This is a genomic window from Aestuariivivens insulae, assembly GCF_022662195.1.
Classification (GTDB): domain Bacteria; phylum Bacteroidota; class Bacteroidia; order Flavobacteriales; family Flavobacteriaceae; genus Aestuariivivens; species Aestuariivivens insulae.
In genome coordinates this window covers 1-14119 of the sequence record NZ_JAKMCS010000011.1, presented here as the reverse complement: position 1 = coordinate 14119, position 14119 = coordinate 1, and the positions used below count along the sequence as shown (strand labels likewise).

The following is a 14119-nucleotide window of genomic DNA, read 5'->3' as shown; positions in this document are numbered from 1 at the left end:
AAGTGTTTAAACAATAAAAAAGCCTGCTGAATTATACTATACAGCAGGCTTTTTGTTTAAATGGGCTTAGTTGCTTGGTTGTTATTTTATCTAATTCCAATTTCCAATTTCCAACTTCCAACATCTAAATTCTAGCATCGAATTTCGAGCTTCCAATCTCCAATCTCCAACCTCTATTAATACTTTGCAGCTTTACCTTGAGACAAGGAGTTTGTTATAAACTCACGTAAATCGTTATTGGCCGACTTTAAATCTTCATTTCTAAGATACATCATATGGCCACTTCTGTAGCCTTTAAACGTAAAGCGGTCTTTCAGTTTACCACTAGGGTCTATTTGCCACATGGTGTACTTGGCTCCAAAATAGGTCGTAGCTCCGTCGTAATAACCCGACTGAACCAACACCTTTAAATAGGGGTTTTGAGCCATGGCTTGTCGTAATTGGTCTCTGGTATTGTCATTTCTTCTGTCCCAAGGGTGAACATCACCAAACATGTTATACTTCACGTCGGTTTTAAAGTTAAGGTGTTCTTTAATGTAGAAGTTTATGGCCGGGGTGAAAGAATGCATCCACGATGTTAGTTCAGGGCTGTAATCTGGTTTGTCACCAGCTTCCCTTTTGTCGATACCCAAATACCTGGAATCTAAACGACCAATGGTTTGTCCCGTTTTGTCCCTTAGCAGTTCTTTCCAAAAGAAATTTGTGGGTATATCTAAATTATTCTGTAAAATAGAAGTCTCGCTCAGTCCTGAGTAATAACTCATCTTTTTAGCTACTTCTAGTTTTTCAGTATCTGTAATAAACCCTCCTTTGGCTAAGGCGGGCATAAGGGTTTCTAAGGCATAACCTTCAACTTCTGGGAGTATTTCAAGTAAATCTTTTTGTTGTAATGCATTAGGCAATGCTTTTTGATACCAAGCAGCAGCCGTAAAATAAGGGAGGTTTAAGGCAGAATACACTGGTTGATTGGTATTGTACAGTTTATAATCTGCAGGAGATACTAAAATAACACCGTTAAGATACATCCATTGATTGCTTTGCAAGGCGTTAGCCAATCCCATAACGCGAGTGCCTCCATAACTCTCTCCTATGATATATTTTGGGGATGGCCATCGGTTATTCCTTGAAACAAACGTATTGATCCATTCGGCCAAGTATTTAATATCGGCATTAATACCAAAAAAAGTATCCCTTTTGGGAAGTTTGCCTTCTTTGTCGGGAAGCATTCTGGAATAACCTGTGTTAACCGGGTTAACATAAACAATATCGGCGATATCCAATACAGAGTTTGGGTTATCCTTTACTCCATAAGGTTGAACAGGGTAACCTTCACTATCTATATTTAATATTTTAGGACCTGTGTATGCAATATGCATCCATACCGAAGCCGAACCAGGACCCCCGTTAAAAGAAATAATAAGTGGCCTGTCACTTTGATTTTTAACATTGTTACGTTGGTAATAAGTATAATACAAAGTAGCAATAGGATCGCCTTTTTCATTCCATACAGGCTGCGTTCCAGTAGAGGCAGTATATTGTAAATTAACACCATTTATGGTTGCTGAGTGTGTGGTTACTACAGTGGTGTCTATGGGAATTTTTCTGCTTTGCGCACAAACAACATTAATAAAGCAAAGAAAAGCGAGTAAATTTTTCATTGGTTTTGGTTTGTATTGGTTTTTATGATCTAAAACTATGGCTTTTAAGTTTGTAATCTATAAGAATTAACTTTTTTTAACATGAATTAAAACCCTTCAAAAACACCTAATCCAAAAAGGGCAAAATCATATTTAACCGGATCGCTGGAATCTAGATTTCTTAAAGCAGTGTCTAGTTCCAGTAAGGCTTTGGCATCGTTTTGCTTTCGGTTTAACAATCCTAATTTTCGAGCAACATTACCGGAGTGCACATCCAACGGACAGGATAACTGTGAGGGATTGATACTTTTCCAAATCCCAAAATCAACCCCATTTTTATCCGCTCTGCATAACCACCTTAACATCATATTCAATCTTTTGGCGGCTGAACCTTTTAAGGGATCCGAAATGTGTTTTGTTGTTCTTTGTTCATGTGACAACTCAAAGAATATGGTTTTGAAATTAGAAATGGTATGTTGTGTAAAAGTGCTATCTGTGTTAAAAACAGCTTCCAGGCCATTATGGTTTGTGTAAATGTGTTTAAGGGCTTTTATAAAATACTTAAAATCGATGTCGTTAAATGTCCTGTGCACAAAGCCATTTAATTTTTCTAAATCAGACGCTTTGTGATTCATTACAAAGTCGTATGGCGCATGTCCCATTAAGGACATCATTCGTTCCCCATTTTTAATAATCATCTTCCGATTGCCCCAAGCTATGCTGGCTGTTAAAAAGCTGGCTATTTCAATATCTTCTTTTAGACTGAATTGATGGGGGATTTGGATAGGGTCACTTTCAATAAATTTCGGATTATTGTATTGTTCAACTTTGCTGTCTAGAAATTCCTTTAATTCGCTTTTAGTCATTTTGTAACTTATAAATCATAGCTTCGTGAAGGCCATCAACGTTTTGAAAGTGTGAAAATTGAAACCCCAGTTTTTCCAATACTTTTTGGGAAGCAATATTCTCTTTCATGGTTCTTCCAACAATTTCACTGTAGTTCAATTTAGAAAAGCCATAAGCAATGCAGGCTTTGGCAGCTTCGGTAGTATACCCCTTATTCCAATATGTTTCCAATACCCGAAACCCTAAATCTATAAATTGATTGTTATGATTTTTTAGACCACACCAGCCAATGGGGCTGTTTGAGTTTTTTTCAACCATAAGCCATCGCCCTACGCCATATAGTTTATAATCGTTATAATTCTTTATAAAGGTTTTGGCTGCTTCAACAGATTGAAAAGGGGGATCTCCGGTATATTTTAAAATATTGGGATTTTTATTGAGCTTAAACAAAAACTCGGCATCACTGGGCTGAAACTCCCTTAACAATAGCCGTTTGGTTTCTAAGCTAAACATGCCTTAAACAAAATTTCCATCCACCATAGTTAGTTTCCTATCGGCCATATTGGCCAACTCTTCGTTGTGGGTCACAATCACATAGGTTTGTCCAAAGGTATCACGAAGTTCAAAAAATAGCTTGTGCAGTCTTTCGGCAGATTCACTATCTAAATTTCCAGAGGGTTCGTCGGCAAAAATTAAATCAGGGTTGTTAATAAGGGCCCTCGCAACTGCAGTACGTTGTTGTTCACCACCCGAAAGTTCATTTGGTTTGTGGTTAATGCGATCTGCCAAGCCAAGAAAATCCAATAACTCTTTGGCACGTTTTTCGGCCTCTGCTTTTTTTGTGCCTTTAATAAATGCAGGGAGACATACGTTTTCTAAAGCTGTAAATTCGGGCAATAATTGATGAAACTGAAAGATAAACCCAATATGTTCGTTTCTAAATTTCGCTAATTTTTTGTCATTGAGTGATTTAATATCCATTGCATTTATTTCAAGGCTAAACGTTTCTTGTTTTGAAGCTTGGTCTAAAGTGCCTAAAATTTGTAACAGGGTTGTTTTGCCAGCTCCAGAAGCCCCTACAATGGAAACAACTTCCCCTTTGTTAACTGCTATATCTACACCTTTTAACACATGTAGGTTGTCGTAGTATTTATGGATGTTTTTTGCTTTGATCATAGCTACTGAAAAATAGATGGTGAATTTAATATTTTAACTTGGTATGCACAATTTAGAACGTACATTGTTTAGAAAAGATGCGTTATATGTAATATTTTTACAATTAACGAGACAATAAAAATTTAAAAATGTATATATTGAAGTGGTTTAAAGTTTTAGTTAGATTGAAAATTTTAAACCATTTCATTATCCTATAAAAAAAGAGTTATGCCATATAAAGTATTTGAAGAATATAATATGCAGGTTACCGACGATGTTAAGGACCGATACAAAAGGATTATTGAAGATTTGGGTGAGGATACCAAACGCGATGGGCTTTTAAAAACACCAGAGCGCGCCGCCAAAGCCATGCAGTTTTTAACGCAAGGCTATCATCAGGATCCTGTTGAGATTCTTGAAAGTGCCATGTTTGAAGAGTCATACGACGAAATGGTTATTGTTAAGGATATTGAATTGTATTCACTTTGTGAGCACCATATGTTGCCGTTTTTTGGTAAAGTACATATTGCATACATTCCAAACGGACAAATTGTTGGGTTGAGCAAACTACCGCGCGTGGTAGATATTTTTGCAAGGCGCTTACAGGTACAAGAGCGTCTAACCGAACAAATATTAGACTGTATTAACGATACTTTAAAGCCCCAGGGCGTAGCCGTGGTTATTGAAGCATCGCATATGTGTATGATGATGCGGGGAGTGCAAAAGCAAAATTCAATTACTACAACATCTGGATTTAGGGGACAATTTGAAAAGATTGAAACAAGAAACGAGTTTTTAAAACTTATAGGGAAGTAGTTCATGGTATTTTCTAAGGATAAGCCAAACCTATAATATGAACAAATACAAAATATTAGCACTTAGTATTTTATGTGATGCTGTTGGCTATGTGTCTTTTATAATTCCTGTTTTAGGAGAGTTCAGTGATATTGTTTGGGCGCCACTATCTGGTTGGTTAATGACCAAACTTTATAAGGGCAAACCCGGAAAAATAGCTGGGGTTATTGCTTTTATAGAAGAAGCCTTGCCCGGTTTGGACGTTATACCCACGTTTACCTTAATGTGGTTGTATACATATGTTTTTACTAGAAAGAAGGAATTGCAATAATTTGGAAAGATAGACCCCACAGGTTTTTAAAACCTGTGGGGTCTAATATTAACTTAATGTTAGTGGTATTTTAAAAATGGTAAGTAAACCCTAAACTAAAATTACGTCCCATATTAAAAATACCATCGGGTTTTAAACGCGATAAATGATTAATATAGGTCTTGTTAGTCAAGTTGGTTCCAGAGAAAAGAACTTCCAAATCCTTTTCAAAGACCTTAAACGTGCCACCTAAGCCTGCACTTAACAGATTATAAGCATTAGTTGGAGTTTCAAAACCACCAGTATTATTTTGCTTAAACGTAGATTTGTATTTAATAAAGGCATAGCCGTTATTAAATAACGCATTGCTAAATTCGGCACGGAGGGTATTGCTTAAAGAATTAGCAGGAATTAAAGGTAAAAAGGAACCGCCGCTTTGTTTTCCGGTAACGGTTTCAAAGCTACTCTCGAAATGTAGCCAATCCAATGGGTGTGGGTGAACATGGAATCCAATTTCACCACCATATAAATTGGCATTATCCTGAAGGTAGACAAATACGGGGTCTTCATCAATAAAATTGCCGTTTGGGGATAAAAAAATGTAATCATCTATGGTGTTGTAAAATCCATTAACAAAGAGTTCCAAATGGTCACTTTTGTATTCTACAGCAACGTCTATTTGAATATTTTTTTCACTTTTTAGATTTTCATTGCCTATTTCATATCGATTGGTACCTTCATGAGTCCCATTCGATGTTAATTCTGCTAAATTGGGCGCCCTAAAGCCAGTGGCTAAATTTACCCTAGCGACAAGCTTTTCAGCGATGCTTGTCTTTAGGCCCAATGCAGCATTAAAGCTACTAAAGTTCTTTTCGATACCCGAAAGTACTTTAATGGTTCTATTATCCAGCCTGGCACCAATCTGTACATCGGCTTTATTGAAGTGAATATGGGAAGTTGCTAAAATGCCAATATCATGGGTTGTAGCATCTGGGATTAATATTTCTTCACCATAATTTGAATTCGACTGTGTCATGCCTTGTACTCCAATTATGGTTTCAAATTTACCAAGTTCAGGTAGATGATACTTTACATCATAGTTTAGGGTTTTTAATTTCATGTGTAAAGCCGCTTCTAAACCTTCTTCAGGCTCTTCTTCATGTTCCGCATTATCGTGTTCATCTTCATGTTCCTCGTCGTGATGGTGCTCCTCAAATTCCTTTCGGTCATTATAGATTAATCCTAAATTGATATCCAACTCCGAATTATTTAAAAAGACTGTCGACTTAGAGCTTAATACATGGTTAGTAATATCTTGGTAGGGCAACAAGGGTGATTTTAGCTTAGATTGCTCTCCAATTTCTTCTGGAATCCCCAATTTCGATACATTGGCGTTGTATCTTAATTCGGTTTTAAAATTGGTGATTTGATAGCCAATACCTGCTTTAAAATCGGTTTCCTTAAAGCGCGTATTGGTTACCCGATAATTATTGGTATTGTAATCGGCATGCTCAGCTACACCACCCCGAAATAAAAATTTGAACTGCTCACCCGATTGTTTTACACCTATATTGGTATTATATCCTAATGTATTGCTGAAATAATTTGCAGAAATATCACCCATAGTAGTATTGGCCTGAGCAAATTTTTCTGAGTTTATATAGAGTACGCCACCCAAGGCATCGCTTCCATACAGTAGGGAGGCAGGGCCTTTAATAACTTCAACACTTTCAATACCATTACTACTAAGGCCCAAACCATGTTCGCTCCCAAATTGTTGATTTTCTAATCGTACGCCTTGGGTATAAACTAACACACGGTTACTACTTAATCCTCTTATTACGGGTTTTCCAATGCCCAATCCAGTGGAAATACTTTCAACACCTGCTATGTTAGCTATACCGCTGGATAAGTTTACAGCACCTTGTTTTTTTAAATTGGAGATGTTTTCCTGTTCCACTTTCATAACATTCTCGCTTTGGAGTTTGTGAAATGGTGTAGATATAATAATGCCTTCCATTTCCACTGCAGAGGTGACCATTTCTATTTTTAAAACAGCAGTGTTGGGGAACTTATAGTTTATTGATTGGGTTTCGTACCCCAGATAGGAAATGATGATTTTGTAGGTGCCATTAGGGATGTTTTTTAAGTTAAATATCCCTTCAGTATTTGTTGAGGTACCTTTCTCTAATTGGGGGAAATAGACATTTACAGCTTCAATGGGTTGTTTTGTGTTGTTATCTATAATGTGTCCTTCGATACGATTCTGAGAATAAATAGAGAACCATAAAAGACTTAGTAATACAGTTACTATGTTTTTCATATGTATGTTTAAATTAATTTAGATAAAATGTTTTGGAGTTACTCCAATGGTTACTTATACTAAACTAATTTGTGGTGGTCCCCGTAGTGAAAAATGAAGACTTTGATAATCGCTTAGAAAAAAATACGGCGATATTATTTTTGTATGTATTTCTTTTTCTGAAAAAAGATTAAAAGCAAATAGGTTGGTGGTGAAGGTTTTACTAATATGATGTTTGAAAAACTCACAGTCTAAATCTACCTGATGTATATGGGTAGATTTTTCGCCAATACAAATTTTATGTTGGTGATGACTAAAGGTATGGGCAAATTTATTTATGGTTGGGGCCAATAGGGTTACCACCATAAATATAGTAAATATCTTGAAGGCGATATGTTGCTTTAGGCCGTACATTTAATCAATAAATCGCTTTAGACCTATTCTACGAAGCATTTTCTTTTCAAAACTCCAAAAGAACTTGTACTGTCCAAATAGCCAACCATTAACTACCAATAGAATTTGATAAAAAACGAACCCAATAAATATGTATAAAACCCAGTAAAGAAATACTGGTAAGTTGTCTTTTGTAATACCTAAGAGCTTAATAATGGGTCTACCTATAAACACCGAAGAAGACCCAGTAATAGCAAACACAAAAAAAATGGTAATGAGCTCCCATCTGTAGTTCACACGCCATTTTTTTTCAAGTTTATCAAAAAGTTTAAGGGTAAATTTTAGAAGTATAAAAAAGAAAGTGAGCCCCAAAAGGCTTATAGGAACTATATTTTGATTGCTAAAAAATAGATTGGCTAATTTATAGGAACAATATCCCAAAGCTACAATTCCTAATAATAGAAATACAAATTGCCAGTTTTTATTAATGTCCCAGCGCTCTTTTAATTTATCCACTACTTTGTTTTTGAGTTGCAAAAATAAGCAAAGCAATTTAAATTCTAGGGGTGAACGGTCCCAATCTTTGTTTATAGGTTAACTGAAAGTAAATAAAATAATTGTATAATTTATAGTTTACCTCATATCCATAATCAATATGTGGGCTATAATCAATTTGCAATTCGTATAGGTTAGGATTATAGCGTTGTGGCTGAAGCACCCTCTGGTTCCATTCGGTTACATAAAAGTAGTTCCTGTTTTCTAAAAAACTTTGTGAATAATAGCCTTCAGGTTTTGCTATACTGGCAAGCCAGGCATTGAAACCAGGTTCAATGATTATAATTTCATATTCTAGCTTGTCGTTGGCAATTGTTACAGTATCATTGGTTGCAGTTGCCATCTCTTGTTCCGAAGCATTATTATTAGACGTTAGAGGCTTTGTTGTATTACAAGCAATTAATAAGCCTATTATGGTTAACGAAAGGATTAGATTTTTCATTGTTTTTTATTTTGATTCACACAAACAAAAATATAGCTGATGCTACAGTTATAAAAGCTAGATTGAGTGAACAACCATTTTAACCGAGTGAACACCGTTTCTCTTTGTTTGACTTAATATAAATTTACAAAAATCATTCCTTAATGCCTTGTTTATGAATGTTTTTAACAAAAAAAAGCCAAACATGTCCGTTTGGCTTTAGAACTTTTACAGAGGTAGTATTGCTATTTACCAAACATACCACCCAGTAGTCCACCGAGTCCGCTTTTCTTTTTGTTGTCGCCAAGAACCATACCCGCAACATCGTCTATGACACTGCCATCTCCATCGGCATCTAGAATGGATTCCAGAAAGCTTTGTTCTTGTTGTGTAGAATTGCCTTTTAGTAATCCGCCCAATAAGCTTTTCAGCCCGTTTTGGTTTTGTACATTTTGTCTTTTTTTCTCTTTGCCCAACATGCCTAAAACAATAGGAGCTGCTACTTTAAGTATTTGAGCTACTGTATTGGCATCGATACCAGATTTTTGACTTAAAGCATGTTCTACAACGGGTTGCTTTTTTCCTAAGATATGACCCAGGATTTTTTCCCCATCGGTTTTTACGGCTTGGTCTACACCGCCTCCAAACAGACCGCCAAGATTATCTAAAATACTACCATCGTGTTTGTTGTCCAATGCACTTAGCAGGCCCTGGGCGCCTTCCTGCGAGGAGGCGTTTCGTTGCATTGCTGTTATTAAAACAGGTAGTGCCATGGTTAGTAAATTCTGTGTTTTGTTTTGTGGTTGATTGGTTTCTTGCGAAACGCCATTAATTATGGTTTTTCCTAAATCGCTTTGTAATAAATCTAATATTCCAGACATGATATTGGGGTGTTTTTAAAGGTTATAAAATATAATTTAATGTACAAAAAAAAGTCCTAACGTTTATAGTTAGGACTCAAATATAACCTAAAGGTCACATTATGTTTATATTTAGAGCTCTACCCTAAGATGCTAACAATCTGTGAAGCTAATTCTGTGCCAATACGGTCTTGGGCTTCATTAGTTGCTGCTCCTGTATGGGGTGTAAGCGATAATGATGTGTTCATTAACAATTGAACTTCTGGCTTAGGCTCTTTTTCAAACACATCTAACGCTGCTCCAGCTATCTTACCGCTTTCTAAAGCTTTCACAAGAGCTACTTCGTTAACCACACCACCACGTGCTGCATTAGCTAATATGGCTCCGTCTTTCATCATGTTAAATTCTGCCTCATCAATTACATAGTCTTTTTGTGCAGGTACATGAAGCGTGATGAAATCGGCTTGTTTTAAAACGTCTTCCTTAGAAATGGTTTCAATTTCAAAATTTACTTTTTGACCATCGAAAAATTCCAATTCTAAATTCACTTTATCTAAAAACGGATCGAAAGCTACTACTTTCATTCCAGCTCCAAGGGCTACTTTTGCAGTCGCTTGACCAATACGGCCAAAGCCTAAAACACCTAGTGTTTTGCCTTTTAGTTCTGTTCCTTTAGCATAGGCTTTCTTTAAACCTTTAAAGTTCGTGTCGCCTTCAAGAGGCATCTCACGGTTGGAATTGTGTAAAAAGCGTGCCAAGCCATAAAAATGTCCAAATACCAATTCGGCAACAGAGTGTGAGGAAGCTGCTGGCGTATTGATAACGTGCAAGCCTTTTTCCCTAGCATAGTCTACATCAATATTATCCATACCTACACCACCACGACCAATAATTTTTAAGCTAGGGCAAGCATCAATTAAATCTTTACGTACCGTAGTGGCACTACGCACTAATAACACTACAATGTTATTTTCGTTTATATAATTAATTAATTGTTCTTGTGCTACGGTAGTTGTGATCACTTCATATCCGGCCTTTTCTAAGGCATCAATACCACTTTGTGAAATTCCGTCGTTTGCTAATACTTTCATTTTTAAAGTTAAAAGTTAAAAGTTAGAAGATTAAAACAATTGGCTAAATACTTCTAAACTTAAGATTAATTTATTTTATGCTTTACTTTCAAGCTCACTCATTACCTCAACTAAAACCTTAACGCTTTCAAGAGGTAACGCATTGTACATAGAGGCACGATAACCACCAACGCTACGGTGCCCGTTAAGGCCATTTATACCGGCATCTTTTAGCATGGTATCGAAGGTTTCCTTTAAATTTTCATTTTCTAGGGTAAACGTTGCGTTCATGTTAGAACGGTCTTCTTTAACTGCAAACCCTTTGAATAATGGGTTTAAATCGATTTCAGAATAAATTAAACGAGCTTTCTTTTCATTTTCCTCTTCGATAGCAGCAATACCACCTAGGTTTTTAAGCCATTCTAAGGTCAGCATAGAGGTATATACCGCAAAAACAGGAGGCGTGTTGAACATACTACCACTGCCAATATGCTTTTTGTAATCCATCATCGATGGGATTTTACGCGATACTTTACCTAAAATATCTTCTTTAATAACAACTAAGGTTGTCCCGGCAGGCCCCATATTTTTTTGTGCACCGGCATAGATTAAATCGAATTTAGAAAAATCTAAACTACGTGAAAAAATATCACTACTCATATCACATACCATAGGTATGGGGGAGTTCGGGAATTCTTTCATTTGTGTTCCAAAAATGGTATTGTTTGAGGTGCAGTGGAAATAATCGTAATCCTCTGGAATCTCATACCCTTTTGGAATATAGTTAAAGTTGGCATCTTTAGAAGAGGCTACTTCGTAAATGTCGTCGTAGATTTTAGCTTCGGTAATGGCTTTGTTGGCCCAAGTTCCCGAATTTAAGTAACCTGCTCTTTTTTCCAATAGGTTAAGGGCTACCATTAAAAATTGGGTGCTGGCACCTCCTTGTAAAAATAAGGCTTTATAGCCTTTACCTTCCAAGCCAAGCAACTCTAATGCTAGTGCTCTAGCTTTTTCCATAATATCAACAAAGGCTTTGCTACGATGTGATATTTCAATTAATGATAAACCACTGTTGTCTAAGTCTAAAACGGCTTGAGAAGCTTTTTGTAAAACCTCTTGTGGTAAAATACATGGTCCTGCACTAAAGTTGTGTTTTTTCATCTTTTGGTTCAAAATTTAAAGGAACAAATTTCCTAATTAATTGAGTATTTTTTAGTAAGAATTCAATAATTTTTCGGTTAAATTGATAATAAAAATTTAATAGAATCGACACTATCTGCATAATCCCAAAGTTGAGGTTTTTGTGTGTGCCCAAAAGCTATTTCGTTTTTTGAAAAACCGTTGGAAACGATACATTGAATTTGTTGCTTATCGGTTTCTAATTTTTCCTTCAATTGCTCGGTATCGTCATAATATTCATAAAAAGCAGTAGCTATGGGCGAAGCATAGCTGGAGTCTTCCTTAATCATAAAGAACCCATTTTCCAGCATGTCAAATTCACTCATTAGATATACCGCTTTATTATAATCGTAATTATTGGCGTACTTTGCTTTTTCTATAATAGGATGCCAATGGTATATGGCTTCAAAAAAGGCATCAAATGTGTATCCTTTTGGGACAAATAGTTTAGAAACATTTCTACAGCCTAAGCCATAGTATCTAAAGACGTCTTCTGATAGCGCTTTTAGTTCATCCTGTGTTTCGTTGCCTGTAAGTACGGCTACCGAATTCCTGTTGTTGCGGATAATAGAAGGTTTGCCTTTAAAATAATACTCAAAATAGCGTGCTGTATTATTGCTACCTGTAGCAATTACAGCATCGAAATGTTCCACTTTTTCTTCAGTAAAGGTTATGGCGCCTTTAAATTGTGGTTCTACATATTCTAAATACTTAGCCAAATAGGGCAATAGGTGTTTATCGTTAGAAGATTGTTTTACCAAAACCCTATGGCCTGAAATCAGCACAGATAGAAAATCATGAAAACCAACCAACGGAATGTTCCCCGCCATAATAATAGCGACCAACTTGGGTGAAACGATGTCCATGTTATAAGACTCCAACCAAGTGTTTAGTTGAGTTGGGGTTAAGGCTTCTGCCCAAGATTTTAGGGCGAATTGTATATTTTCTGAAGTAAACCAGCCATTGTGCTCTTCGGCTAGTTTTAATTGGTGTTTAAAGCCATCAAAAAAGAGCTCGTTATGTTCAACAGTATTGTTTTTTACGGGAACATCATTAGAAAATTGTTCTATAAAACGTCCTAATTTTACAAAAGCGTCAATTCTTTCTTGTAATTGCATGCTTAATTTGGTTATGAATGGTTTTGGCTTTATTTTTGTGTCTGCAAATTTAGAAAGAAAAAACGCTATGGCAATTATAATAACAGACGAATGTATAAATTGTGGGGCCTGTGAACCAGAATGCCCTAATACTGCAATATATGAAGGAGCCGATGACTGGCGCTATAAAGATGGTACCAGTTTAAATGGTGGTGTTGTATTGACCAATGGCAAAGAGGTTGATGCCGATGAGCCACAAGAGCCTATAAGTGATGAGTTTTACTATATAGTGCCTGATAAATGTACCGAGTGTAAAGGGTTTCATGATGAACCACAATGTGCTGCTGTATGCCCAGTAGATTGTTGTGTGCCAGATGATGACCATGTCGAAACCGAAGAAGAACTTTTAGCGAAGCAACGCTTTATGCACCCTGAGGACTAATTAAAAATTAATAATGAATAGTTAATAAGGAATCCCACAGCGAAAGCTTGGGATTTTTTATTGAATAATTATTTAAATGAATGGAGATTATAACTATGCGATGTCTCAATCGTGCCTCATTTTGACATGACAAAAGCTTTGATTGATACTTTTAGTTAGTCATTTTGAACGTAGAGAGAAATCACATTAAGATTTTAAGTCAATTTAAATATTGTGATGTACCAATCGTTCTTCATTTCGACAGGACAAGGAATTATAGATGGTGTTTACGGTCATTTCGAACGAAGTGAGAAATCGCATCTAGCATTTCAGTTGTATAAGCATTATATTTAACCATGCAGCATAGTTACTTCGTTTACATAACAACAAATACTTATAGGACGACATTATATATAGGGATGACTAATAATATCCAAAGAAGGTTATCCCAACATGTTTTTGATAACCAAAATGCCAAAAAGTCTTTTGCTGGTAAGTATGGTTGTATTTATTTGGTTTATTATGAAACCTTTGAGTTTCCAAAGCAAGCCATATTAAGAGAAAAAGAGCTTAAAAAATGGCGAAGAGAAAAGAAGAATAAATTGATTGCTAATTTTAATCCGAAATGGGAGACGTTAAATAATCAAGTGTTTTGAAAGGATGGGGAGTTGCGTCAATAATACTTCATTTTAGTATGATTACAAATGTATGTTAGATTGTTAGTCATTTCGATCGTAGAGAGAAACCAATAAGGTTCAGCGAAGCTAATCGCATTAAGAAATTAAGACAACGTATGGTTAAATTCAAATAATGCGATGTCTCAATCGTGCCTCATTTCGACATGACTAAGGCTTATGTTTGACGTTTACAGTCATTTTGAACAAAGTGAGAAACCAATAAGGTTCAGAGGAGCTAAATCGCATTAAGAGATTAAGACAATATATCATTAATTTCAAATAATGTGATGTCTCAATCGTGCCTCATTTCGACATGACAAAGATTTATAGATGGTGTTTACGGTCATTTTGAACGTAGAGAGAAACCAATAAGGTTCAGCGAACTAACTCGTATTAAGAAA

At 36.0% G+C, this 14119-nt stretch carries 15 protein-coding genes; 4 read left to right on the top strand and 11 right to left on the bottom strand.

The genetic code is table 11. The features are described from left to right. Positions 1–176 precede the first annotated feature (176 nt). The 4 genes from MR062_RS13115 to MR062_RS13100 all read right to left on the bottom strand — a co-directional run bounded on the left by MR062_RS13115 (position 177) and on the right by MR062_RS13100 (position 3659). Positions 177–1658, bottom strand: coding sequence for a S10 family peptidase (locus MR062_RS13115; RefSeq protein WP_242205004.1), 1482 nt, complete (start codon positions 1656–1658; stop codon positions 177–179). Between the two features lie 86 nt (positions 1659–1744). Continuing rightward, a complete protein-coding gene (locus MR062_RS13110) occupies positions 1745–2503 on the bottom strand; it encodes a TIGR02757 family protein (RefSeq protein WP_242205002.1) in 759 nt (252 codons plus the stop codon). Continuing rightward, positions 2496–2996, bottom strand: a complete 501-nt coding sequence (locus MR062_RS13105; protein ID WP_242205000.1) for a GNAT family N-acetyltransferase — start codon at positions 2994–2996, stop codon at positions 2496–2498. The genes MR062_RS13110 and MR062_RS13105 overlap by 8 nt, the downstream gene beginning before the upstream one ends. A 3-nt stretch (positions 2997–2999) precedes the next feature. After that, positions 3000–3659: an ABC transporter ATP-binding protein gene (locus tag MR062_RS13100; RefSeq protein ID WP_242204998.1), complete on the bottom strand. Its 660-nt coding sequence runs from the start codon at positions 3657–3659 to the stop codon at positions 3000–3002. Between the two features lie 207 nt (positions 3660–3866). Between MR062_RS13100 and folE the strand changes: the two genes are divergently transcribed. Then, complete coding sequence (folE, locus tag MR062_RS13095; protein WP_242204996.1) at positions 3867–4454, top strand: GTP cyclohydrolase I FolE; 588 nt, start codon at positions 3867–3869, stop codon at positions 4452–4454. A 37-nt stretch (positions 4455–4491) separates the two neighbouring features. Continuing rightward, a complete protein-coding gene (locus tag MR062_RS13090) occupies positions 4492–4764 on the top strand; it encodes a hypothetical protein (RefSeq protein ID WP_242204994.1) in 273 nt (90 codons plus the stop codon). A 70-nt stretch (positions 4765–4834) separates the two neighbouring features. Here the strand turns inward: MR062_RS13090 and MR062_RS13085 are convergent, their stop codons facing one another. The 7 genes from MR062_RS13085 to MR062_RS13055 all read right to left on the bottom strand — a co-directional run bounded on the left by MR062_RS13085 (position 4835) and on the right by MR062_RS13055 (position 12641). Further along, positions 4835–7066, bottom strand: coding sequence for a TonB-dependent receptor (locus MR062_RS13085; RefSeq protein WP_242204992.1), 2232 nt, complete (start codon positions 7064–7066; stop codon positions 4835–4837). 393 nt (positions 7067–7459) lie between these two features. Beyond that, complete coding sequence (locus MR062_RS13080; RefSeq protein ID WP_242204991.1) at positions 7460–7954, bottom strand: DUF6787 family protein; 495 nt, start codon at positions 7952–7954, stop codon at positions 7460–7462. Positions 7955–7991: 37 nt separating this feature from the next. Next, complete coding sequence (locus MR062_RS13075) at positions 7992–8435, bottom strand: DUF6146 family protein (protein WP_242204989.1); 444 nt, start codon at positions 8433–8435, stop codon at positions 7992–7994. A 224-nt stretch (positions 8436–8659) separates the two neighbouring features. Beyond that, on the bottom strand, positions 8660–9295 hold the full coding sequence (locus MR062_RS13070; RefSeq protein WP_242204986.1) for a DUF937 domain-containing protein: 636 nt from the start codon (positions 9293–9295) through the stop codon (positions 8660–8662). A gap of 119 nt (positions 9296–9414) precedes the next feature. Then, positions 9415–10365 carry a D-2-hydroxyacid dehydrogenase gene (locus tag MR062_RS13065; protein ID WP_242204984.1) on the bottom strand — a complete coding sequence of 317 codons (951 nt, stop codon included), beginning with the start codon at positions 10363–10365 and terminating at the stop codon, positions 9415–9417. Positions 10366–10440: 75 nt separating this feature from the next. After that, positions 10441–11505: a 3-phosphoserine/phosphohydroxythreonine transaminase gene (gene serC / locus MR062_RS13060; protein ID WP_242204983.1), complete on the bottom strand. Its 1065-nt coding sequence runs from the start codon at positions 11503–11505 to the stop codon at positions 10441–10443. Between the two features lie 77 nt (positions 11506–11582). Further along, on the bottom strand, positions 11583–12641 hold the full coding sequence (locus MR062_RS13055; protein WP_242204980.1) for an acyl-CoA reductase: 1059 nt from the start codon (positions 12639–12641) through the stop codon (positions 11583–11585). Between the two features lie 67 nt (positions 12642–12708). Here MR062_RS13055 and MR062_RS13050 point away from each other — a divergent pair, with 67 nt between their 5' ends. Continuing rightward, the gene (locus MR062_RS13050; protein ID WP_242204978.1) at positions 12709–13062 is read left to right on the top strand and encodes a 4Fe-4S dicluster domain-containing protein; all 354 of its coding nucleotides are present in this window, start codon (positions 12709–12711) and stop codon (positions 13060–13062) included. Between the two features lie 335 nt (positions 13063–13397). Then, a complete protein-coding gene (locus tag MR062_RS13045) occupies positions 13398–13697 on the top strand; it encodes a GIY-YIG nuclease family protein (protein ID WP_242204976.1) in 300 nt (99 codons plus the stop codon). The last annotated feature ends 422 nt before the right edge of the window (positions 13698–14119 follow it).